Origin of the sequence: Alteromonas sp. 009811495, from assembly GCF_028865455.1 — a bacterium.
Lineage (GTDB): Bacteria > Pseudomonadota > Gammaproteobacteria > Enterobacterales > Alteromonadaceae > Alteromonas.
Genome location: NZ_CP113972.1, coordinates 2,349,465 through 2,372,522, shown reverse-complemented (window position 1 = coordinate 2,372,522; position 23,058 = coordinate 2,349,465). Strand labels below are relative to the sequence as shown.

The following is a 23,058-nucleotide window of genomic DNA, read 5'->3' as shown; positions in this document are numbered from 1 at the left end:
GTTTATAGAGGTTAGTAGCATTGAGCGATATGGCAAAAAATTTAATCTTATGGTTAGTCATCGCCGTTGTTTTAATGTCGGTTTTTCAGAGCTTTTCACCTAGTGAATCAGCTCGTTCACAAACCGACTACACAACGTTTTTGAGAGAAGCAGAACAGGGAAATATTCGTGAAGTTCGCATCAATAATAATGGCGAAATTCGCGGTACAAAGCGTTCAGGCGACACTTTTCAAACTTTCGTACCTTACTTCGACGACAAGTTGATTTCTGACTTGGTTAAGAATGACGTAAGAGTGTACGGCGAGCCACCTGAAGAGCAGTCTCTTCTTACATCTATTTTTATTTCATGGTTCCCCATGTTGTTGCTTATTGGTGTGTGGATTTTCTTCATGCGTCAAATGCAAGGCGGTGGTGGCCGTGGTGCAATGTCATTTGGTAAGAGCAAAGCGCGCTTACTGGGTGAAGATCAAATTAAGACAACATTTGCTGATGTCGCTGGTTGTGACGAAGCGAAAGAAGACGTGTCTGAACTGGTAGATTTCTTGCGCGACCCATCCAAGTTCCAAAAACTTGGCGGTAAGATCCCGAAAGGCGTTTTAATGGTGGGGCCTCCTGGTACAGGTAAAACCCTACTCGCAAAAGCAATTGCTGGTGAAGCAAAAGTGCCTTTCTTTACCATCTCAGGTTCTGACTTTGTTGAAATGTTTGTTGGTGTTGGTGCATCGCGTGTGCGTGACATGTTCGAACAAGCAAAGAAAGCAGCTCCATGTATCATTTTCATCGATGAGATTGACGCAGTAGGCCGTCAGCGTGGCGCAGGTTTAGGTGGTGGTCACGATGAGCGTGAGCAAACCCTTAACCAAATGCTAGTTGAAATGGATGGCTTTGAAGGCCACGAAGGCATTATCGTGATTGCTGCAACAAACCGTCCAGATGTGCTTGACCCTGCATTGCTTCGTCCGGGCCGTTTTGACCGTCAGGTAGTAGTAGGTTTGCCAGACATTCGCGGTCGTGAACAAATCCTTAAGGTACACATTCGCAAGGTGCCAGTGGCTGAAAACGTAGAACCTTCAGTTATTGCCCGTGGTACACCAGGTTTCTCTGGTGCAGACTTAGCGAACCTTGTAAACGAGGCTGCATTGTTCGCTGCTCGCGGTAACAAACGTCTTGTTTCTATGGAAGAGTTTGAAAAAGCCAAAGACAAAATCATGATGGGCTCTGAGCGCAAGTCTATGGTTATGTCTGAGCCTGAAAAAGAAATGACAGCGTATCACGAAGCGGGTCACGCTATTGTGGGTCGTTTAGTGCCAGAGCATGATCCTGTATATAAGGTATCTATTATCCCTCGTGGTCGCGCGTTAGGTGTTACCATGTATTTGCCTGAGCAGGACCGCGTAAGCCATTCTAAACAGCACTTAGAAAGTATGATCTCTAGTTTGTTTGGTGGCCGTATTGCTGAAGCCATTATTTATGGTGACGATAAAGTAACCACTGGTGCGTCTAACGATATTGAACGTGCAACTGAAATTGCGCGCAAGATGGTAACGCAGTGGGGCTTATCGAGCAAAATGGGTCCAATGCTTTACGCTGAAGATGAAGGTGAAGTTTTCCTTGGTAAATCTATGTCAAAGGCAACAAATATGTCTGATGACACAGCGCGTGCCATTGATGCGGAAATTAAGTCTTTAATTGACCGTAACTATGACCGTGCTCAGAAGATCCTTGAAGAAAACATCGATATCTTGCACTCAATGAAAGACGCACTGATGAAGTACGAAACCATTGATGCCAAACAAATCGACGATTTAATGAATCGTACTGACGTACGTCCTCCTGCAGATTGGGACGACAGCAGACCTTCTGACGGCGGTAAACCAAGTGGTGGTGCACCTGTTCGCGAAGGCGAGATTAAAAATGATGGCGTTGATAAGCCGTCTGTAGGTAAGCCTGGAGATATTCCAAGCTAACCACACCTAAATAGTGAAAAACGCCAGTTTATCTGGCGTTTTTTATTTGTACTGAATTAGGTAGACTACACCTAGTGAAACCACGTTCTTTGACTTTCTTAGTTTGAACATCGGTATTCTACCTGAGCCACTTTTTTAACGATGAGCCTATCATGCAGTTCGGTAATCATTTTATTAGTCTTTCTCAGCCCCACGTAATGGGCATATTGAATGTCACTCCTGACTCATTTTCAGATGGTGGTAAACACGCTTCTGTTGAAAAAGCGCTGAAGCACGCGCTTGAAATGGTTGAACAGGGCGCAACTTTCATCGACATTGGTGGTGAGTCTACGCGACCGGGTGCGCCAGGCGTTTCGTTGCAAGAAGAGTTAGATAGAACAATTCCCGTTATTGAAGCCGTAGCCCGCAATAGCGATTGCGTAATTTCTATTGATACAAGCAAAGCTCAAGTGATGACTGAAGCGGTAAAAGCGGGGGCGGGCCTGATAAACGACGTTCGTGCACTTCAAGAACCTAATGCACTTGAAGCCGCAGCAAATGCGAAAGTGCCTGTATGTTTGATGCACATGCAAGGTCAGCCACGCACAATGCAACACAATCCAAGTTACAATGATGTTGTAGCAGATGTAAGCGCCTTTTTAAGTGAACGCGTTAAAGCGTGTGAAGCTAAAGGGATTGCAAAAGAACAGGTGTTACTTGACCCGGGTTATGGCTTTGGTAAGTCACTTGAGCACAATTATGCATTAGTAAAACATTTGCCAGAAATTATGGAACTGGGCTATCCGGTGTTAGTCGGCATGTCACGAAAGTCTATGATCGGCAATCTTCTTAACAGAAAAGTAGATGAGCGCTTGGCTGGAAGCATAAGCCTCGCTACAATTGTTGCCCAAATGGGCGCACATATCATTCGCGTACACGATGTTGCCGAGACTGCTGATGCAGTAAACATCGTAAAAATGCTGAATACAATCGAATAAGGAATAATAATGACTCAGCGCAAATACTTCGGTACGGATGGCATCCGCGGTAAAGTTGGTGAAAGTAACATCAACCCTGAATTTGTCACCAAGCTTGGTTGGGCCGCAGGTAAAGTACTTGCAGGAAGAGGAACGAACAAGGTACTTATTGGGAAAGATACACGTATATCGGGGTATATGCTTGAATCGTGTCTTGAAGCAGGATTGTCTGCAGCGGGTATCGACATTGGTTTACTTGGACCAATGCCAACACCGGCGATTGCTTACCTTACCAAAACCTTCCGTTCAGAAGCGGGTATTGTGATTAGTGCATCACACAACCCGTTTTACGACAATGGTATAAAGTTCTTTTCTGCTCAAGGTTTTAAGTTAGATGATGACATTGAGCTTGCTATTGAAGATATGCTTGACCGACCTATGACCTGTGTTGCGTCAGACAAACTGGGTAAAGCGGTACGTATTAATGACGCGGCTGGGCGTTATATTGAGTTTTGTAAGGGCACATTCCCATCTGAGCTTTCACTAACTGGCCTGAAGATTGTTGTTGATTGCGCACATGGCGCGACTTATCACATTGCGCCAAACGTACTGCGTGAGCTAGGTGCGACCGTAATAGAATTGGGTACGGCACCTAATGGCTTGAACATCAATGAAGGGGTAGGCGCTACCTCGATGGACAGTATTGTTGAAAAAGTAAAAGAAACGGGCGCTGATTTAGGCTTTGCATTAGATGGTGACGGTGACCGCATTATGATGGTTGACCATTTAGGCAATGTGCTAGATGGAGACCAAATTGTTTACATCATTGCTCGCGACGCCTTAAAAAATGGCAAAATGCAAGGTGGTGTTGTTGGCACACTAATGAGTAACTTGGGGCTTGAAAATGCATTAAGTAAGCTTGGTGTTCCTTTCGCACGCAGCAATGTTGGTGATCGCTATGTAATGGAATTACTTCAACAAAAAGGTTGGAGTATTGGTGGCGAAAACTCAGGTCACGTACTTAACCTAAACATGTGCTCGACAGGTGACGGTATTGTTGCTGGGTTACAAGTGCTTGTAGCTATGTTGCGCTCTGATATGGATCTCAACAAGTTGGCAAGTGGCTTTGAAATGTATCCGCAAACGCTAGTAAATGTTCGTTACGCCAATCAAGATGAAGATTATCTCGCGCATGAGCAAGTGCAGGCCGCTAAGCTTGAAGCTGAAGCTGGTCTAGGCAAAAACGGGCGTGTTCTTCTGAGAAAAAGTGGTACAGAGCCTTTAATCCGTGTGATGGTTGAGTCTAACGATGAGCAGCAATCAGCGAAATGGGCAGAGCACATCGCTGAAACTGTTCGTAAACTCGCCAATTAGTTGGCGTAGCAGGATTTTTCACTTTTTGTGCTTGTATCTTACCGATTAAATAGTTAATATCACGCCCGCTTGAAAGACAGGGCTAAGGTCTGCGTTGTGAGTAAAATAGAAAGACAGCCATTTGTGGCTGGAAATTGGAAAATGAACGGAAGTTTGTCGCTTGTAGCAGACTTCAACAAAAAGCTCGCTGAAGTAAAGTGTGATGCACAAGTCGTTGTTTGTGCGCCATCAGTTCTACTTCACGGATTTGAAAAAGTTGGTTTTTCAATTGGTGCTCAAAACGTCAGCCATCTTGATAACGGCGCTCATACTGGTGAACTATCAGTAGAGATGTTAAAAGAAGCAGGGTGTGATTATGTAATTGTAGGTCACTCTGAACGTCGTGAAGATCAAGGTGAGTCGAATGCTTTGGTTGCGCAAAAAGCGCAAAAAAGCATAGTGGCAGGTCTTACTCCCATTATCTGCGTAGGCGAATCGCTTGACGTTAGAGAAGCTGGGAACGTAGAGTCTTTTGTTGCTGAGCAGTTAAATGCGCTAACATCGCTAATGACAGTTGATGAGCTTAAGCGAAGTGTTATTGCCTACGAGCCAATTTGGGCTATCGGAACAGGTAAAACAGCAAGCCCTGAACAGGCACAAGAAGTTCACGAATTTATCCGCGGTTACTTTAGTAAAGTAGACGCAGAATTGGCGCAAGGCCTTCGTATATTGTACGGTGGTAGTGTTAAGCCTGATAATGCGGCAACCTTGTTTTCGCAGCAAGATGTCGATGGTGGCTTAATTGGCGGTGCCAGTTTAAAAGCTGAAGATTTTATTTCAATTTGCCAAGCGGCAAACTGACGAGGTATTTATGATTTACGAAGTGCTATTAGTAGCATACCTTATCGTTGCACTTTTATTGATTGGATTTGTACTTATCCAACAAGGTAAAGGCGCAGACATGGGCGCTTCATTTGGCTCAGGTGGTTCAAACACTGTGTTTGGATCAACAGGTTCAGGTAACTTTATGACGCGTACAACTGCTATTTTGGCAGGTTTGTTCTTCTTTATTAGCCTTATGCTAGGTGCAATGTCTGCAAACCGTGAAAGTGCGGAAGACGAGTGGAACAACCTTGAGGTACCTGCGGCAGTTGAAGCGCCTGTAGAACTACCTGCTGACCAAGATGTTCCAGTAGCAGATGACGCTAGTCAGTCGGATGTACCTGATACAGACGGCAGCAACTAAATAATCTAATTCGCGGAAGTGGTGGAATTGGTAGACACGCCATCTTGAGGGGGTGGTGAGCATAGCTCGTGCGGGTTCAAGTCCCGCTTTCCGCACCAATTAAAAAACCGTAGCTCATGTTACGGTTTTTTTTTGGTTGTTGATAAGCTAGCATTACAACAATACTTCACCGCTGTTGTCACTTTAGTTTCGCTTCTACTTCTACTTCTACTTCTACTTCTGCTTCTACTTCTACTTCTGCTTGTGCTTCTTCTTTTCCGATATTCCCACACTAACGATTTGAGGGCTCACGCCCAAAGTCCTAAGCCTAACCTAAAGTGCGACTAAATAGTTACCATACACAGTATAATAGGAGCGTGTGATTGACCTTATTGCGTGTGAACTTTAAGCAACGTGCAGAGTATATTGTGCTGCTATGAAGAAGGTAGTTACAAAGCCACTACTTTTTAAATAGGGTCGCTCTGTTTCTTCCATTTCGCTTAGACTCGTAAAGCGCCAGATCTGCGTTAGCTAAGTGTTTAGAAAGTTGAAGCGATGTAGAGCCTGCTGTCGCACCAAAACTCGCTGTAAACGTAATAGTGTGGCTGCCGTGTTTTACGTTGACGCGTTCTACTTCACGGCGCGCTTTTTCAACTAGCGCCATACAGTTTTGAGCGGTTATTTCAGGGATAAGTAATACAAATTCCTCTCCGCCCCAGCGACATACTGTATCTCCGTTGCGAAGTATATTAGTCAAAACGTTTGCTGCAGTGCGCAGTACTTCATCGCCTGCACCGTGACCGTATTGGTCGTTAATCTGTTTAAAATGGTCTAGGTCTACCATGACAATACAAATGTTAGAGGAACGTTTTCTTAACTGCTGATAACGACGTTGCAAATAGCTACGATTGGCAAGCCCTGTAAGCGCATCTGTTTCCATACGCTTTTCTAGTTTGCGCTTATAGCTAATAAATACAGCGAAAATACCAGATATAACAATGATGATAACCGATGAAGCAAGTAATGCGTTCATCGCAAAGGTTTTTGTTAATTGTGCTTGCCTTGTCTCTAATGGCGTTAGAAGTAACAAGCGCCAATTAAGTTGTGGAATACTTATTTCTGAAATTAATACTTCTTTGTCATCGTTCTCTACAATGACATTGCTTAAATCGGTGAGGTTTACAGCGGCATCGTCGAACCATGGCAAGCTTTTAAGATCAGGTACGTAATCATCGGTTACTACATAATCTGGCACAGATGACAGAAGAACTTGATTGCGCTCATTAACAAATAGAAAATCGTAACCGTATTGCGCTTTGTATTTGTTAAGTGACTCAATAAAAGATTTGATGGGCTTGCCGACGCCGACAAATCCTAAAAATTCGTCGTTATCGCTGTATATTTTTACATCAAAAAAGAGATGGACATTACCCACTTGGCCTAGGTCAGCAAGGATACGTTCTTTGGTGTCTAGCGCTTCAAAATACCAGTAAACTTCACCCTCAATCAGATCGAAACTGCGTCCATCTGACATCAGCTGTCTACGTTGTTTTTCTAACGCGACAAAAAAAATTAAGCCTAGCCTTTCTTCCATTCTCGCCAATTGCGCAAGGAGAAACGATTCATCAACGTCGTTTTTGAGAATTTGTTCAAACGTAATTGTTTCCGCGAAGGTCTCTGCAATATGAAGGGGTTTTAGCAACTCGCGATTAACGAGTGAGTAGACGGGGCTGACGGCTTGTTGTTGAATGCGACTTTGTTCTGAGACAATATTGTTAATGGCGACATAACCTGTAACCGCGAACACGGATAACAGAGTAATGAGTATTAATATAAGCAAACTTTGATAATGCTTGCCCACTAACGCCTTGAACATTAATACCTCTTTACAGCCCGAACGGTCATTGGATGCGAATAGTACCAGATATTATTGCGTATTTGTTTAACTATTGCAGGTATCAATTCGGCTATATTAGGTTCTTATAAATTTTAAGCTGACCGTTTGAGTCTCTAAGGCTAATTTGTAACAAACATTTAAATTTGTGGAAATACAGCGTGTTACTACTGTCAGAAAAAGTAAGAATCAGCTATTCTTTAGTCGAAAGGTAGTAGTGGTTGTGTTAGCGAAATACAATAAGATGCATCGAGAGGCGCTATAGTGCAGAAAACGCTAAGTCAGAGCTTGTTCCAAACCCTGTTTTTGGGAATTGTAATAGCATCATTGTTAATTATTGGCGCCGTTTGGAAATCTGCTAATTCGTTAGTCGTCGAGAGCATTGACAAAGATATTGCATTAGCAGAAAAAGTGTTTGATAAAGTCGTAGATGACCGCCAAGAAGTCATACGCAGCGTTTCAAATGTTTTATCTCGCTCTTTTGATTTTAGAAGGGCAGTGGGCACAGAAGATCTTCCTTCCATAAATGCGGCATTCACCAGCTACGCCCAACGACTTAACACTAATATAATCGCGCTAGTCGGTCTCGATCATACCGTTGTCGTGTCTCACTCATCCTTATTTGAAGAAGGGCAACAACTCGACAGTACACTTCAGTTAGCGGCAAAAGGCGTAGATAGCGGTTTTTTCGTTGTTGATGGAAAGCTAGTGCAGTTAAATCTGTATCGTGTAGAAATTCCCACACTACGCTACTACATGATTATCGGTATCGAATTCGACCAAACGTTGTTAGATGAATTAAAAACACTTGTTGATGCTGAAATCATAATCTCTGAAAAGCAGTCAAAACAGGTGTTGACCACAACGCTTGATGAACCTGTTGCTAATTCTATCTTAGCGCTCGAAGATGACCCTTCATGGTTAGAAGTGACATTTGGCAGTGAACACCACTATTTCGCTCGCAAAGTGAATATCTCATCTGAGACTAGCTTGCCCGTTAATATAACCTTAGCGTTGGACACCTCTGACTCGTTTAATGCGTTTACGAGTATTCAAATAACAATTCTTGCCTTTACCGTAATCGCAATCTTTATTGCACTAGCGCTTTCTATGTTGCTGTCACGTAATGTAAGCCAACCCGTTTCTAATTTGGTTGCGGCGGTGAATAAAGTGGCGTCGGGTAATTACGGTGCCACCCTTGAAAAACCTTCGAAACTTAAAGAAATTTCTGAACTCGCCAATGCCGTTGATAGCATGCAAGCCAGTATTAAAAGTCGTGAAGAGCACATTCGTTATCAGGCACAGCACGACGTACTGACCGGATTGTACAATCGCAATTTCGTAGAAGATTATTTTGAAAATCAAATGGCCGAGAAGAAATCTGTTCAGGTTATTGCTATCACGGTGCTAGGTTTTCGAACGATCAATGATTTGTACGGCTATTCAAATGGGGATAATACGCTTAAAACATTGGCTGTTAGATTGCAGCGTTGGCCAGGTACTTCAGCGCGTTTGGCAGGCGGCGAGATCTTGTATATCTCTGAACAGCACCTAACCGAAGACCAGCTAAACACACTAAGACATATTTTAGAACAGCCGGTTGAAAGTAACCTTATTGCAATTCCAGTCAAGGTAGCGATGGCTATTATCAATTGTCCGCAAGATGCCTCTACCTCTGAAGAATTGTTCAGAAAGATGAACATTGTTACTGACGAAGCGATTCATTCGGGGAATTGGTGTGTTAATTATCGCGCTGAGCTTGAGGACAAATACTCAAGAAGGCTTTCGATAACGACGGAACTTAAACGCGCGCTTTCAAGCCAACAAGATGAACTTTCGATGGTGTATCAGCCTAAAGTTGACCTAGCTAGCATGAAAGTTTCCAGTATGGAAGCGCTGATAAGATGGAACAATAGTGTACTGGGATTTGTGCCCCCAGATGAGTTTATTACTATTGCAGAGCAAGCCGGACTTATTGAACAGGTTACGACATGGGTAATGCAACAAACTATCACCGACTTGGCGTACTTTAGGAGTAAAGGATATCACTTTACTGTTGCAATGAATCTTTCGACTCAAGATATTCAAAACAAAGTTTTGCTGAATAAATTGGTTCAGAAGCTCAATGATGAAGGCTTGTCTCCAGAAGCCCTTGAGCTTGAAATAACAGAAAGCGACTTAGTTGCAGATGCGTCGTTGGCTATTGAAAACTTGTCTGAGCTCACTGCGCGAGGGTTTCATTTTGCAATCGACGATTTTGGAACAGGATATTCCTCACTTGCCTACCTCAAGAACTTACCTGTTAAAACCATTAAAATTGATAAGAGCTTTATATTATCGCTGGCAAGTGACGAAAACGATCAACAGATCGTCCATACTGTACTGCGCTTAGCCAGTGCGTTTCATCTAAAGGTAGTGGCAGAAGGTGTAGAAGACAAAGCCTCACTAGAAATTTTGAAAGAGTGGGGATGTGATGTGGTTCAAGGTTACTTTATTAGTCGCCCGCTAAATAAAAATGATTTGGAAGCGTGGTTGCAACACACGCCGTTTGGCGCCTAGTCATTTTTGTTGATACCCGAGTGTATTACATTTACGAATAAAAAGTAGTAAGTTCATGGTTGTATGTTCGTTTTCAGTTTTCTTTGTCGACATAAGTGGCACTTAATGTGCAGTAAAAACAGCGTAATCAACAAAGACGTGAATTGTGCCACTAGATGCACTACATAATCACTAAAGTGTGACAATTTTGCTCACTAGATAGTGAAAATAATTCAACAACAAGGAATTTACTATGGATATTATTCGTATTTTATTGTCGATTTTGCTTCCGCCGCTCGGTGTATTTTTGCAGGTAGGAATTGGTGCTCACTTTTGGATAAATATTCTTTTAACGATCTTAGGATATTTTCCTGGTGTAATTCATGCGGTATACATCATCGCTAAAAAGTAGGTGAACATTACGGGCGTTGTATTTCTTTACTGCAAAAACGCAGTGTCGAAGTCGACGCCTTTTACGATTTTGATTATAAAAAATGCCAGTGTTTAGCTGGCATTTTTGTATTCAATTCGCGCAGTGCCACCTTTTTGGGGCTAGGGTTAATTGACGTTCCGTGTATTGTTTGCCGACTCACCATTAAGCGGCAGTGGTTGCTGATTCCACCGCTAGTTTCATTTCTTCACGGTATTCATCGGCAAGCTTTGATTTCTGGCGGTCATTAAGTACTTTACCCGCTACTTGAAAGAACTCCTGTTCTTCATCTGCAAGGTGATGCTCTACTTTATCTTGTAGGTTTTTTAGGTGACGTAACCAACCTGGAGAACTCATGTCGGTTTCGTCCAGTTTTTCCAGTAGTTCATCAATTTCATGATGTTCCGCTATGCCATGTCGAGTTAAATCCACAGTGGCATCTTTCTCAAGTAACTGTGAATAGAAATGACGTTCTTCAGCTACTGCGTGACTTTCTAGCTGTACTTTCAATTCTTCATAGTACTCTCGTCTTGCTGCAGTGTTTCCACTGGTTTCAGCAAGGATCTTCAATAGTAGACGTTGTTTTTCATGATCTTGACGTAGTGCTTCGAAAATTTGCATATTATCTTCCTCAGGTAGTTTCGAACGCTTTTACTAATGCGAGAACTATTCCAATCGGGAAAGCAATGCTTACTCTATGTTTTTATGGGCTTTTTTTGTCTATGTCATGCGAGGGTGTTAGAGGTAAATATAAAGCGAAGAAAAAATTACATAACTCTTGGAAAAATAGTGCTCACCCTTGTGGTGCAAGGTGCTAAACACCTTGCGCCACTATTGCGTCAGCGAGCTTTCTAAAAGCGGCTACATTAGCGCCTTTCATGTAGTTGATGTAAGTTTCGCCGTCGTGCTTACCTTCGGTAACACAAAGGTTGTGAATATGGTTCATAATGGTTTGTAACTGCTCATCTAAAGTGTCTGCGTTACGTTGACTAAACATTGCATTTTGCGACATCTCAAGACCAGAGAGCGCGACTCCACCTGCATTAGATGCCTTTCCTGGAACGTAAGTCACTTTGGCATCAAAAAATACTTTTTGTGCTTTGTCAGTACAGGGCATATTTGCACCTTCTAAAATCATAGTGCAGCCGTTCTCTATGAGCTTGCGAGCATCGCTCTCGTCTAACTCATTTTGCGTAGCGCAGGGCAGAGCAATATCGCACTTGATATGCCATGGGGTTGCATCGGGTTGCCATTTACCCATCCCTTCATCTGCCATATCAAGTAAAATGTTATCGCGCTGGTTATGATTTTCGATGGCCCAAGTTATGTCGGCTTCGCTTAGACCTTGCTCGTTATACAAAAGGCCACGACTATTAGAAAGCGTCACTACTTTAGCGCCTTTTTCACTGGCCTTAAGTGCAGCGTGAAGCGCGACATTACCAGCGCCAGAAATAATTACGGTCTTACCTTCAACAAAGCTATCCTGAGCGCGGCAAACAGCCTCTAAAAAATAGATGAGACCAAAGCCCGTGGCTTCGGTTCTTACGTAACTGCCACCGAATTCTAGCCCTTTACCCGTTAGTACGCCTTCAAACCTATTATTAAGTCGTCGGTATTCACCATAGAGATAACCTATTTCTCTTGCTCCTACGTTAATGTCTCCTGCTGGCACATCAGTATTTGCTCCAATATGGCGTTGGAGCTCTCGCATGAAAGCTTGGCAAAAAAGCATGATATCTCTATCACTTCTTCCTTTGGGGTTAAAATCCGCACCTCCTTTACCTCCTCCCATGGGGAGGCCAGTAAGGGCATTTTTAAAGCACTGTTCAAAGGCAAGAAATTTTAGTACTGATAAATTCACAGTTGGGTGAAACCTCAAGCCGCCTTTATAGGGCCCCATTGCTGAGTTGTGTTGAACCCGCCAACCTTGGTTTACCTCGATATCACCATCACTGTTCATCCATGAAATTGTGAAGTAGATAATGCGCTCAGGCATACAAAGCCGCCGTATTACGTCCAAAGATTTGTATGCTTCGTTAGCATTGTAGATAGGCACTATATCTTGAAGCACTTCATGTACGGCCTGAAGATACTCTTTTTCATTCTCAAAGCGCTTATGCAAAAATTGATATATTTCATCAAAGTTACTAAGTTGTGGCATTCGCTTAACGCTCCTTTTTTTCGAAATTGGTCAGTACCGTCAAACTGCGAGGACGGGATGTGATCACAAGTTTGTCACTTTCATAAATCTCACCGTCGACGGCGTAGGGGGTAACACTGTCGAAGTGCAGTGTTATTTCGCTACCTTGCTTATGCTGTATCGAGTCACTTTGCTTTTTTGCCTGTGCGGGGCTAAGCACGAGCTCTGCAAGCGAAAGAAATTGTCTATCAGCATTTGTCTGCGGTGTTAGCCATGTTAAATCGAGCTTTCCGTCAGTGATATCGGGGGGCTCTGAACCCTGGGCAAGTGCTGTTGTCATCGGCGCGGCATTGGCAATAACTAAACTTGGGGTTTCTAATGTCGTTTGCTTTTCATCGTCAATAGTCATAGAGAAAGCCATATTTTCGTTGTTGGATATGGCATTCCAAAGGCCTTTTAGGTAGGCAAACTGACCGCCCATATTCTTTTGTTCACGGTCTGCTGCAGAAATCATTTTTTCTTCGAAGCCTACAGCAGCAACCAGTAACATGACGTGGTCGTTACATGTTGCTGTATCGATAGCCATGGTATCGCCCGCTATAATCACATCACACGCAGTACTGATAGGCATTACTTTGCTCAAGTAACCATGTAGCACTTGGCTTAGCGCATTTGCGGTACCGAAGGGAATTATCCCCATCACCACATTACTATTTACCAATGCACTTGCAACTTCAGTTAGCGTGCCGTCTCCGCCACACGCTACAACAATTTTTGCCCCTTTATTACGCGCTTCTTCGGCAAGTGTTTTACCATTGATATCTGGCGTGGTTTCTTTCACTGTAACGCTAAACTTTTCATTTAGCCTTGAAAGTACTTCGTCTCTATATTCATCCCACTTTCCACCGCCTGCCACAGGGTTCACAATGAGGGTTAATTTTTGTTGCAAAGACAGTAGCCCACCTTCTTTTACTTTCTCAAGTGCCGCCAATTGGCGCTTGTTGAGTCTAGCGGTTTGGCGAATATCATTAATTTGAGAAAGTGCTTCATTTACTGAAAGGCTAGGGTTTTTCGCGAGTAAAAATGCGGCCACGACTAACACAGAACGCCCACGCCCCAACGCGCAATGCACAACAACATTCTTGTTTTCGTCTATTTGCTGTTGTAGCCAGTTTATTGCCATTACAAGTTGCTCTGGCGTGGGACTGGTGTGGTCAAGCACAGGAATATTCAGATAGCGGAAGTCTTCTTGGTAAGCGGTCCAATCTAGACCGTCAAATTCGGCCGTGACATCTAAAATGGCATCAATATTATTGTCGTTTAATATCTCTACGTGCTTAGATGACATGCGACATGCCAGAAAAAGCTGAGGCTCAATTTGTTGAAGAGGAGGGACTTTATCAGTTCTTCTTGCATACTCGTTATATAACCAAGAGCCCAACAAAAAAGGAATAAAAATCCACCGAATGTAAAAAGGAATTGACCCATCTTCGCGTTTGCGAAATAAGCTTGGATAGTTCAGCAGATAAGCACTGCTTACAGCAATTAAAGAAAATGCGGTCCATGCAAAAAGCACCGCTAATAGCATATTAGGTGCCCACACCGTAAGCAGTAGAGCAATAATAGCGCCAAGCACGTAGTATTTAACCATTTTCACGTAAAACATATCCTTTGCTACTTTCTATATGCTTCTATACGTGTTGTCCTTCATTTCGATTACTTTCATACCTGTCGCACCGCATCAGTGGGAATGTTTCTTAAAATGAACTTACTTAAAATTGGAGACGTACTCCAATTGTATAAACGCGTGCAACATGTTGATTTAAGAATATGTGTATCTGCACGTATTGCTGTTTAAAAGAGTAGGGCTGATGAACCGAAGTACCGTTATTAAAGTAGGCAATTTCGTCTGGTTTCAAACTATCTGGTGGCTAGTTATTCTTTTTCAGAATGATGCGGTAGTGCCCGTTATGTTATTGATTATGGCATGGATAGCGGTGTCTCCTAAGCGCTTTGAAGATGCGAAACTGATGGGTACGTTATTCTTACTGGGAACAATAGTCGATGCTGCTTTGACAAACGTTGGGCTTTTTATCTTCAATGAAACAGAAGTCTTATTGCCTGGTTGGCCCATACCTATCTGGCTCAGTCTGCTGTGGGCAGCGTTTGCAGGTACTGTTTATCACAGCATGACGATGTTTCAAGGCCGGGTATTGTTGGCAGCGGCGGGTGGGGCAATCTTTGCGCCGCTAAGTTATATAGCTGGTGCTAAGTTTGGCGCCGTTGAACTAGGTCTAAGTATGACGTGGGCGTACGCGGCGATAGCAGTAGTTTGGAGCGTAGTATTTCCGTTTAGCTTTTTCTTATCGACAAAACTTGATCGACAGCCAATATAAACGTACTTGCAAGGAGTGTTAATACAATGACAAAAAATGTCTTAGTAACAGGTGGAAATCGTGGTATCGGCTTAGAGGTAGTAAAGGGCCTTTTGCAAGAGGGTTATAAAGTCTTGTTGGCTTGTAGAAACGAAGAGTCTGGTTTAGAGGCCAAAAAGGATATTGTTGGTGGCGACCTTCACGTTATAGAAATGCCGCTAGATAACGAAACCGCGATTGTTGATGCGCTTGTGAGAGCGGAAGCGGTTTTTGGGCCAATAGATATCTTGGTGAATAATGCTGGCGTGCTTGATGATACATACTGGCGTGATGTCAGTGCAGAACAATTTGCCAAATCGATGCAAGTAAACGTGAATGCACCGCTTACGTTGATACAGCAAGCACTACCGCAAATGATCGAGCGCAAATTTGGGCGAATAATTAATGTGAGTTCCAGTTACGGAAGCTTTAATGATCAGTTACAAGGGCCATTGTGCTACGCCATCTCCAAAGCTGCGTTAAACGCATTAACGGTGAAAATGGCCGCTGTGGTAGACGAAGCTGCAAAAGACGATGATATTGACGTGATGGTAAATAGTATGACGCCAGGTTGGGTTCATACTCGTATGGGTGGTGCTGATGCACCGAAAACACCAGAAGAGGGGGCCGATACCATTATTTGGTTAGCTATGCACAAAAAAGGAGGCCCCAATGGAAAGTTCTTCAAAGACAGAAAAGCAATTAATTGGTAATTTTACAGTGAAAAGCGCTCTCTAAGGAAACGTGCAATGCCATCTTCATCATGATGACCGATAACTGATGTTGCGGCTTCTTTAATCATTTGCTTCGCGTTAGATGGCGCATAAGCTTCATCAGCAAACTGAAACATGCTGATATCATTGTCGCTATCGCCGAAGCATATAATATTAGTAGCACCCAATTGAGATTTTAGAATTTCAACCGCACTGCCTTTATTCGCTAACTTATGGTGCACATCCATCCAGCGATACTCTTCGCCTTCTATTGCAGGCCCTGAATAAGCGATAAGGCCTTCTGTAGCGTTTAGCTGCTGATACATCTCATAAATTACTTTGGCATCTCCAATCATGCTTATGTTGGTAATGTGAGCATGAAGGGGGAGACGCTCTGCACTTTCTAGTACCGCCTTAGTACGCGAAAAATATTTGTCGATGAGTTCACGCTCGACGCGATGCATTGGTGCAGAATGGTAAATAACGTGTTCGTGATTATCGCTCGCCAGATCAACTGTGTTGATGAAAGGCGTGATATTATTTTCCTTTGCACAGGATAAAATAGTATTTACTTCGCTCGGAGCCAGCAAATTTTCGAGAGTAAGTGCCTTGCCAGTTGGGTCCCAAATGGCAACACCATTATTATAGATGTGAGGCAATACAAACGGCGTATCTTGAATAACATGCTGAGCAGAGTGCATGGTTCTACCTGTTGCAACGGTATACGCAATATCATTTTCAGCAAGTAGCCCAAGGGTGTCTTTTGTGTATGACGAAATTTGCGAAGACTTATTAAGTAATGTTCCGTCTAAGTCGAAAAATATAAGGTCCATGATGTGCCCAACCAACTTCAAAAAAAGGGCCAATAGAAACGGCCAGAAAATAAAACGGCAATAAAGCATAATACGCAATTATTGCCGTTTTGTTTACATTCCTTTTATGATGTCCTACCAGAACCAAGCTTTATAATCAGTAGTACCGAAAAATGCTCGGTAGATTACTTTTATCTAACCGACTCAACAACATTGCCGGCATGTCTATCTAATACAGTGATCACTTCATCAGATGATTGTGATTTGCGCATATTGATAACCATAGCGACTTTGCCGTAGCGTATCGCATGTTTGACTGACTGAATGAGATGGTCTCTATCAGGGCGCAACCCCATCAACCCTGCAATAAATAGCCCTACAAATATTCCTGGACTGATAAGTGCGATATAAGTGAAGAGGACATTTTGCTGCGTAAGTGCAGGGCCAAACTGCGTAAGAAAGAATGCGGCAAACATTCCAACAATTAAACCAACGCTACCAAGCAACAAATGTGAAGACCACAAACTGCGCCCAATTTTATTGCTGCTTTTTTCAAGTTTTTCGCTAAAGTAAGGATCACCCGCATCAATCAATTCGATTTGCGACGGCTCAACCTCAGTATTATCGCGAACAATCTCAACCATTTGTTGAGCACGTTGTTTTGACTCGAAAATAGCAGCCACTTGTAGCTTGTTACTTGAAATAACCGCCCCTCGCAAATTTTTGTGATTTGAAAATGTAGTAGACATCTTAGCACCCTAAATATCCATGTTTGACTCAACGAGAAATACGTTTCTCTAATCTATGGTAAAAGTGTATTCAAGTTACGTTCCGACCCCATTTGGGCACTACAGAATTTGGAAGTATGGCGTATCCCAAGCTCGTTATTTTATTCTTATATTATTGAATTTTATAGAGTAATGGCGGTCATTACACCTGTTTAATCTTCTTTCAACCACGAGCTATTATTCAAAAAGAGGTAATATTTAAAACGACCTTAGTAATAGCAGCTACCCCCGGACTTACATGGTGTGTGTAATTTACGCATACCTTTCGAAAGCCTTACAGACCCTGCTTTGTATCAGTAATGGTGATCATTGTTGAGGTGTTGTCTGTAATCAATAACGAATGAAAACGCGATAATGGAGTGTTGCAGTGGAGAAAGTGGGGTTGTGTTATCACTACGGCGACGACAAGCACCTGTCAATAAGCAGAATAAAGTGCGGTAAAAAACGCTTTTATTACCGCTATGCAAGTGGCAGAAAAGTAAATAGTAAGCGAGTGCTTAATCGTATCAAGGGTTTGGCCGTGCCGCCAAACTGGCGTGATACGAAAATTAGTAAAGACAGTAAAGCGAGTATTCAAGCAATTGGAATAGATGAAAAGGGACGAAAGCAATACATCTATCATCAACGCTGGCATGAGCATCAGCAAGCGGTAAAGTTTTCTCGCTTGTTGGAATTTGGAAAACAGCTTCCTCAGTTTCGGCAGCGCTGCTTGGAGATGGTCGAAAAAGAGGCATGGAACTACGAGAGGGCTTGCGCGCTGGTTTGTCTGTTACTCGACTACACAGGTGCACGTGTAGGTAATGTACAGTACAGCAAGCAGAATAATACGTTTGGACTTACAACCCTGCGCCGTAAACATCTTCAGAACTTTTGTGAAGAAGAGGTGGCGCTTTCTTACATTGGTAAGCATGGTAAAACGCGCAACCTAAGTATTGACGACCCCGAACTTGCTAAGCTTATATGCGAAAGTGCGCAGCAACAAGGCTACAGCCTATTTCGATACAAAGATGAGTCATCACGATGGCACGATATAACCAGTGAAGACGTTAATGCGTTTATTCACGACAAAATGAGTGAAGACTTTAGTTGCAAAGATTTTCGAACATGGGCAGCAAGTCGCTTTGCGTTAATGTGCTTAGGTGATACATACCGCGAATTACAAGAGTCAACAAATAAGAAATGGCAGAGCACATTAAGTAAACGCGTTGCTGCTGAAATAGGAAACACGCCCAGCGTCTGTCGCCAGTATTACATTCACCCGAAGCTATTATGTTTGGATGACGCCCCTCAACAGCTTCAAGATACGCTTTCCAAAATCGACTCATTTTCTCTTGATGCCGAATACAACCTTGAGGCTCTTTCACCTGTTGAAAAGGTTCTTATGGACATTATTTCGCCTCAATGAGTTAAATAATGCTTTCTTTTTCAAAATGATTTTAAAAACACTTACTTTGCATAAAATATAGTTCTTTGTACCGTTTTAATTGTGTTTCACGAATCTTTTGGTTGTGCCTTTGTTATTGATATAAAAATAAAATATTTTAATTTAAACGCCGTTTCTTCGTGTGAAACAAGAATGGGTAATAATTCGTATTAAAGCGGTTTAAGACCTGTTTGAACAATAATTGAACTTGAAATAAATTATAAAACCTTTATATTGTTAGAGCTCTAATGATTATTGCTCTACTTAAATAGTGCTTATTATATGAAGTTCTGTGAAGAGATAAGAGCTTGCATGACGGATTCGTGAGATCAGTCGTGTGTACATTTAAGAACGCTTGAATGTCGAGAACAGTAATCGTTACTACTATGAGCAAAAGAGGATTAGTTCTACGTTATGCCATTAGAAAGTTACTTGTCGCTATCGGTTTATTTTATAGCGATGCTTGGGATAGGCCTTTTCGCCTACCGCCAGTCCACAAGTGATATTTCGGGTTATATTTTGGGTGGCCGACAAGTAAGTCCGCACGTCACCGCGCTATCAGCTGGCGCGTCAGATATGTCTGGTTGGATGTTGATGGGGCTACCAGGTGCAATGTTCGTATCGGGCTTTGATGCAGTATACATTGCGATAGGGTTAGTGGCTGGTGCCCTTGCCAATTACTTATTAGTAGCGCCAAAACTGCGTGTTTACACTGAAATCGCAGATGACGCACTTACGGTACCTGAATTTTTTGCAAAACGATTCAATACGCCAAATGCTAGTTTACGCATAGTGTCAGCTGCCATCATCGTTATGTTTTTCACGCTGTATACATCTGCAGGGCTGGTAGCAGGCGGGAAGTTGTTTGAAAGCGCATTTTCAGTTGATTACCAGTTGGGGCTTTTCATCACACTCGGTGTAGTTGTTTCTTATACCTTGTTAGGTGGCTTTCTTGCGGTAAGTCTTACTGATTTTGTACAAGGCTGCATTATGTTTATCGCGCTTGTTCTGGTTCCTATCGTTGCCTTCAGTGAGTTCGATAGTGTGACCCAAATGACGTCGGCAGCGTATAAATCAGTGCCGAGTTTTTCAGAATCGTTAGAAACACTAACGTTAGTCGGTTTACTGTCGAGTTTGGGGTGGGGCCTTGGGTATTTTGGTCAGCCGCACATTATTGTTCGATTTATGGCAATACGTTCAGTAAATGCTGTCAGCACGGCCCGAAATATCGGTATGTCGTGGATGACTGTGACTATTATCGGCGCGTTAGCGACAGGCTTTGTTGGTATTGCATACGCTAATCAATTTAATTTGGCAGTGGATGATCCAGAAACAATATTTATTGTTTTTTCACAATTATTGTTTCACCCACTCATTAGCGGTTTTCTAATGGCAGCTATTTTGGCAGCCATAATGAGTACGATTTCGTCACAATTGTTAGTGAGTGCGAGTTCACTTACGGAAGACATTTATCGTGTAGTGACGAAGAAAGAAGTAAGCGAAAAGCAAACAGTGACCATCGGTCGTTACGGCGTAGCAGGCGTTGCAATTGTGGCTCTGCTACTGGCGTTGGATGCCTCTAACACGATTTTGTCACTGGTCAGTAATGCGTGGGCTGGATTTGGCGCAGCATTCGGGCCGCTAGTACTCTTTTGTTTATATAAGAAGGATCTTACCGCAAAAGCGGCACTTGCAGGGATGATGGGCGGTGCAATCACCGTTTTATTTTGGATTTACGCTCCGGTGCTTGATGGCGGTGAAACGTTGAGCAGCGTGGTATATGAAATTATTCCTGGTTTTGCAGTAAGCACATTGTTGCTTTATGGGGTAAGTCGATTAGATGAAAGCCCTTCATTAAGTGTTCAACAAACATTTATGCAGGCCAGTAAAGAATTAGCGAATCAACAATCTTAAGGTTTAAAAGTTTATTATGAGTAACCCTAATTGGAAACGTGTAGTGATAAAGGTAGGTAGTGCACTGATATCGCCCAATCAACAAGGGTGCAGTAGTCATTATCTATTGAGTATTGCTCAATTTATCGTACGTTGCAGAGCGAATGGTACCCAAGTGGTGTTAGTTTCTTCTGGTTCGGTAGCTGCAGGCGCACATCTGTTTCCAGAGCAAGAAAAATCAGACATAGCGGTTAAAAAAGCAATGGCTGCCGCAGGTCAGACTGAAATGATAGCGACGTGGGATAGACTGTTTGATTTTCCTTCGGCGCAGATGCTACTTACACACGCGGACTTGCGTGATCGTGAGCGTTACGTAAGTATTCGCGAAACAATTTTCAGTCTGTTGGATAACAATATCCTACCTATCGTGAATGAGAACGATACGGTAACAACCGATAAATTAAAGGTTGGAGACAACGATAACTTGTCTGCAATGGTGGCATCGGCCGCAGAAGCAGACGCACTGATTATCTGTTCAGACATCGATGGACTGTACGACAAGAATCCGCATGAACACGATGATGCGACCTTGCTGAAAACAGTAGATCACATTGATGAGTCTGTATATGCCATGGCAGGTGGTGCAGTGAAAGGTGGTGTGGGTACTGGTGGTATGCGCACTAAAATAGAAGCGGCTGAGAAAGCTGTTTCGCATGGTATAGACACATATATTATTAACGGCTTTACTGAGCTGTCGTTTAATATGCTGCTAAATGGTGAAAACCCGGGCACGCACTTCAAGCCCCACGCGAAACCGATGCAAGAAAATGTGCATTGGATGCGACATACGTCGAACGCGCAGGGCGAGGTAATTGTAGAAGGTGACTTCGATGCCTCACTCGACAGCAATGCAGACCAACTTACCAGTAGCGAGATCGTTGACGTAAAAGGTGAGTTTTCGGTAGGCGATACCATTTTGGTTCGTAAAGAAGATGGAACCAAGTTAGTGAAAGCTAAATCGAATTACAGTAGCTGTTTATTGAATTTTATTGCTAATCAGGAAAATGAAGAGTTCGCCAACGAATTCGAAGAGAAAACAGGACCGATTATTTCTGATCAGCACATAGCAAATCTGGAGAAAGAATGAGTATTATTACAGAGTTAGCACAACAGGCAAAACAAGCTGCACGTACATTGGCTATTTTAAGTGAAAGCCAAAAAAACGCGGTGTTAACTGACATGGCGGCAGCTATTCGCGCCAACAAAGACAAAATTATTGCGGTTAATGAGAAAGAAGTAGCACGAGCAAAAGAAAATCACCTTGATGCTGCCATGGTAGACCGCTTAATTTTGAACGACGAGCGCATTGAATCAATGGCCGAAGGTATCGAAGTTATTGTTGAACTCGACGATCCGGTTGGTAAAGAGCGTGTTATCGGCACTCGCCCTAATGGCATAGAAATTAAGAAGATGCGTATTCCATTAGGGGTTGTGTGTATGATTTATGAAGCACGACCTAATGTTACCGCAGACGCTGGCGCGCTGTGTTTCAAGTCTGGTAATGCGGTGATTTTACGTGGTGGTAAAGAAGCGTTAGACACAAGTTTAGCGATTGCTGAGCTTATGCAGGATGTGCTTGAAAAACACAATCTACCAAAAGCATTGGTCACTGTAGTGCCAAATCCAGATCGCTCACTAATGCAAGAGCTTATGGAGCAGCGCGATTACATTGACGTAATTATTCCGCGTGGTGGCGAAGGGTTAATTAACTACGTTACCGATAACGCGAAAGTGCCGGTTATCCAGCACTTTAAAGGTGTGTGTCACTTGTATGTAGACCAAGACGCTGACCTTGATAAGGCAATGGGTTTATTACTTAACGGTAAAACGCAACGCACAGGTGTATGTAACGCCCTTGAAGGGTTAGTGGTTCATTCTGCTGTTGCAGGTGATTTCCTTCCTAAAGTAGCTGAAGCGTTCAAAGAGAAGGGCGTTAAGGTACATGTAAATGAAAAGGGCAGTGCTTATTTCACTGATGCAGACATCATCGCGGAAGACGCTTACGGTGAAGAGTATCTAGGGCTTGAAATTGCTATTCGCGTTGTTGATGACTTCGATGCCGCAATCGATCATATTGCGCAATTTGGTAGTAACCATACCGAAGTTATCTGTACCGAAGATGCCGAGAAAGGTAAGTTGTTTCAACGTGCTGTCGACGCGAGTGTGGTAATGGTTAACGCGTCATCGCGTTTTTCTGATGGTAGCCAACTTGGACTCGGTGCTGAAATTGGTATTGCCACAACCAAGTTACATGCATATGGCCCAATGGGACTCGAGTCGCTGACATCTGAGAAATATTTAGTCAATGGCGAAGGTCAAATTCGCGAATAACGTGATTGGCTTATAAATGAGACTGCACAGTATTTACCCGGTCTAACTGGTCGGGATTGTGCCTCAAGTCTTCATGCTTCATAATGCAAAGCGCTGACAGTAGTCGGCGCTTTTTTATGTT

19 protein-coding genes and 1 tRNA gene are annotated in these 23,058 nt (G+C 43.0%); 14 read left to right on the top strand and 6 right to left on the bottom strand.

The genetic code is table 11. The annotated features are described in order from the left end of the window. Positions 1-20: 20 nt before the first annotated feature. The 6 genes from ftsH to OZ660_RS10870 all read left to right on the top strand — a co-directional run bounded on the left by ftsH (position 21) and on the right by OZ660_RS10870 (position 5,620). Entirely contained in the window at positions 21-1,967 is a 1,947-nt protein-coding gene (ftsH, locus tag OZ660_RS10895) for an ATP-dependent zinc metalloprotease FtsH (protein ID WP_159625742.1), read from the top strand. A gap of 152 nt (positions 1,968-2,119) precedes the next feature. Then, complete coding sequence (gene folP / locus OZ660_RS10890) at positions 2,120-2,944, top strand: dihydropteroate synthase (protein WP_274740914.1); 825 nt, start codon at positions 2,120-2,122, stop codon at positions 2,942-2,944. Between the two features lie 9 nt (positions 2,945-2,953). Beyond that, entirely contained in the window at positions 2,954-4,297 is a 1,344-nt protein-coding gene (glmM, locus tag OZ660_RS10885) for a phosphoglucosamine mutase (protein ID WP_274740913.1), read from the top strand. A gap of 96 nt (positions 4,298-4,393) precedes the next feature. Beyond that, on the top strand, positions 4,394-5,137 hold the full coding sequence (gene tpiA / locus OZ660_RS10880) for a triose-phosphate isomerase (protein ID WP_274740912.1): 744 nt from the start codon (positions 4,394-4,396) through the stop codon (positions 5,135-5,137). 10 nt (positions 5,138-5,147) lie between these two features. Beyond that, on the top strand, positions 5,148-5,522 hold the full coding sequence (gene secG, locus OZ660_RS10875; protein ID WP_274740911.1) for a preprotein translocase subunit SecG: 375 nt from the start codon (positions 5,148-5,150) through the stop codon (positions 5,520-5,522). Between the two features lie 12 nt (positions 5,523-5,534). Beyond that, positions 5,535-5,620: transfer RNA gene (locus OZ660_RS10870), tRNA-Leu, on the top strand. Between the two features lie 341 nt (positions 5,621-5,961). Here OZ660_RS10870 and OZ660_RS10865 read toward each other — a convergent pair. Then, complete coding sequence (locus tag OZ660_RS10865; RefSeq protein ID WP_274740910.1) at positions 5,962-7,377, bottom strand: sensor domain-containing diguanylate cyclase; 1,416 nt, start codon at positions 7,375-7,377, stop codon at positions 5,962-5,964. A 282-nt stretch (positions 7,378-7,659) separates the two neighbouring features. Between OZ660_RS10865 and OZ660_RS10860 the strand changes: the two genes are divergently transcribed. Together OZ660_RS10860 and OZ660_RS10855 are read left to right on the top strand one after the other, a co-directional pair. Then, entirely contained in the window at positions 7,660-9,954 is a 2,295-nt protein-coding gene (locus OZ660_RS10860; RefSeq protein WP_274740909.1) for a GGDEF domain-containing phosphodiesterase, read from the top strand. A gap of 232 nt (positions 9,955-10,186) precedes the next feature. Next, positions 10,187-10,345 (top strand): YqaE/Pmp3 family membrane protein, encoded by a 159-nt coding sequence (locus OZ660_RS10855; RefSeq protein ID WP_014949371.1) that lies wholly within the window; start codon positions 10,187-10,189, stop codon positions 10,343-10,345. Between the two features lie 183 nt (positions 10,346-10,528). Here the strand turns inward: OZ660_RS10855 and OZ660_RS10850 are convergent, their stop codons facing one another. The 3 genes from OZ660_RS10850 to OZ660_RS10840 form a co-directional block, all read right to left on the bottom strand. Next, positions 10,529-10,984, bottom strand: a complete 456-nt coding sequence (locus OZ660_RS10850) for a hemerythrin domain-containing protein (RefSeq protein ID WP_159625729.1) — start codon at positions 10,982-10,984, stop codon at positions 10,529-10,531. 193 nt (positions 10,985-11,177) lie between these two features. After that, on the bottom strand, positions 11,178-12,524 hold the full coding sequence (gene gdhA, locus OZ660_RS10845) for an NADP-specific glutamate dehydrogenase (protein ID WP_274740908.1): 1,347 nt from the start codon (positions 12,522-12,524) through the stop codon (positions 11,178-11,180). A gap of 4 nt (positions 12,525-12,528) precedes the next feature. After that, a complete protein-coding gene (locus OZ660_RS10840; RefSeq protein ID WP_274740907.1) occupies positions 12,529-14,160 on the bottom strand; it encodes a diacylglycerol kinase family protein in 1,632 nt (543 codons plus the stop codon). A 214-nt stretch (positions 14,161-14,374) separates the two neighbouring features. Between OZ660_RS10840 and OZ660_RS10835 the strand changes: the two genes are divergently transcribed. Both OZ660_RS10835 and OZ660_RS10830 read left to right on the top strand, forming a co-directional pair. Continuing rightward, a complete protein-coding gene (locus OZ660_RS10835) occupies positions 14,375-14,899 on the top strand; it encodes a DUF2878 domain-containing protein (RefSeq protein ID WP_274740906.1) in 525 nt (174 codons plus the stop codon). 26 nt (positions 14,900-14,925) lie between these two features. Continuing rightward, the gene (locus tag OZ660_RS10830; protein ID WP_274740905.1) at positions 14,926-15,630 is read left to right on the top strand and encodes an SDR family NAD(P)-dependent oxidoreductase; all 705 of its coding nucleotides are present in this window, start codon (positions 14,926-14,928) and stop codon (positions 15,628-15,630) included. Positions 15,631-15,632: 2 nt separating this feature from the next. On the opposite strand, the gene OZ660_RS10825 is transcribed toward OZ660_RS10830, so the two are convergent. Further along, a complete protein-coding gene (locus tag OZ660_RS10825; RefSeq protein WP_274740904.1) occupies positions 15,633-16,463 on the bottom strand; it encodes an HAD family hydrolase in 831 nt (276 codons plus the stop codon). Positions 16,464-16,633: 170 nt separating this feature from the next. After that, entirely contained in the window at positions 16,634-17,191 is a 558-nt protein-coding gene (locus OZ660_RS10820; protein WP_274740903.1) for a hypothetical protein, read from the bottom strand. Positions 17,192-17,597: 406 nt separating this feature from the next. Here OZ660_RS10820 and OZ660_RS10815 point away from each other — a divergent pair, with 406 nt between their 5' ends. The 4 genes from OZ660_RS10815 (at position 17,598) to OZ660_RS10800 (ending at position 22,937) form a co-directional block, all read left to right on the top strand. After that, a complete protein-coding gene (locus OZ660_RS10815) occupies positions 17,598-18,635 on the top strand; it encodes a DNA topoisomerase IB (RefSeq protein WP_274740902.1) in 1,038 nt (345 codons plus the stop codon). A 432-nt stretch (positions 18,636-19,067) separates the two neighbouring features. Further along, complete coding sequence (gene putP / locus OZ660_RS10810; RefSeq protein ID WP_274740901.1) at positions 19,068-20,567, top strand: sodium/proline symporter PutP; 1,500 nt, start codon at positions 19,068-19,070, stop codon at positions 20,565-20,567. A gap of 16 nt (positions 20,568-20,583) precedes the next feature. Further along, positions 20,584-21,693: a glutamate 5-kinase gene (gene proB, locus OZ660_RS10805; RefSeq protein ID WP_274740900.1), complete on the top strand. Its 1,110-nt coding sequence runs from the start codon at positions 20,584-20,586 to the stop codon at positions 21,691-21,693. After that, positions 21,690-22,937 carry a glutamate-5-semialdehyde dehydrogenase gene (locus OZ660_RS10800; protein ID WP_274740899.1) on the top strand — a complete coding sequence of 416 codons (1,248 nt, stop codon included), beginning with the start codon at positions 21,690-21,692 and terminating at the stop codon, positions 22,935-22,937. Before proB ends, OZ660_RS10800 begins: the two co-directional genes overlap by 4 nt. The last annotated feature ends 121 nt before the right edge of the window (positions 22,938-23,058 follow it).

Coding starts and splice junctions, on each gene's coding strand:
- folP (WP_274740914.1), top strand. CDS start 2,120: ATGCAGTTCGGTAATCATTTTATTAGTCTTTCTCAGCCCCACGTAATG.
- glmM (WP_274740913.1), top strand. CDS start 2,954: ATGACTCAGCGCAAATACTTCGGTACGGATGGCATCCGCGGTAAAGTT.
- secG (WP_274740911.1), top strand. CDS start 5,148: ATGATTTACGAAGTGCTATTAGTAGCATACCTTATCGTTGCACTTTTA.
- OZ660_RS10865 (WP_274740910.1), bottom strand. CDS start 7,377: ATGTTCAAGGCGTTAGTGGGCAAGCATTATCAAAGTTTGCTTATATTA.
- OZ660_RS10855 (WP_014949371.1), top strand. CDS start 10,187: ATGGATATTATTCGTATTTTATTGTCGATTTTGCTTCCGCCGCTCGGT.
- OZ660_RS10850 (WP_159625729.1), bottom strand. CDS start 10,984: ATGCAAATTTTCGAAGCACTACGTCAAGATCATGAAAAACAACGTCTA.
- gdhA (WP_274740908.1), bottom strand. CDS start 12,524: ATGCCACAACTTAGTAACTTTGATGAAATATATCAATTTTTGCATAAG.
- OZ660_RS10835 (WP_274740906.1), top strand. CDS start 14,375: ATGAACCGAAGTACCGTTATTAAAGTAGGCAATTTCGTCTGGTTTCAA.
- OZ660_RS10830 (WP_274740905.1), top strand. CDS start 14,926: ATGACAAAAAATGTCTTAGTAACAGGTGGAAATCGTGGTATCGGCTTA.
- OZ660_RS10825 (WP_274740904.1), bottom strand. CDS start 16,463: ATGGACCTTATATTTTTCGACTTAGACGGAACATTACTTAATAAGTCT.
- OZ660_RS10820 (WP_274740903.1), bottom strand. CDS start 17,191: ATGTCTACTACATTTTCAAATCACAAAAATTTGCGAGGGGCGGTTATT.
- putP (WP_274740901.1), top strand. CDS start 19,068: ATGCCATTAGAAAGTTACTTGTCGCTATCGGTTTATTTTATAGCGATG.
- proB (WP_274740900.1), top strand. CDS start 20,584: ATGAGTAACCCTAATTGGAAACGTGTAGTGATAAAGGTAGGTAGTGCA.
- OZ660_RS10800 (WP_274740899.1), top strand. CDS start 21,690: ATGAGTATTATTACAGAGTTAGCACAACAGGCAAAACAAGCTGCACGT.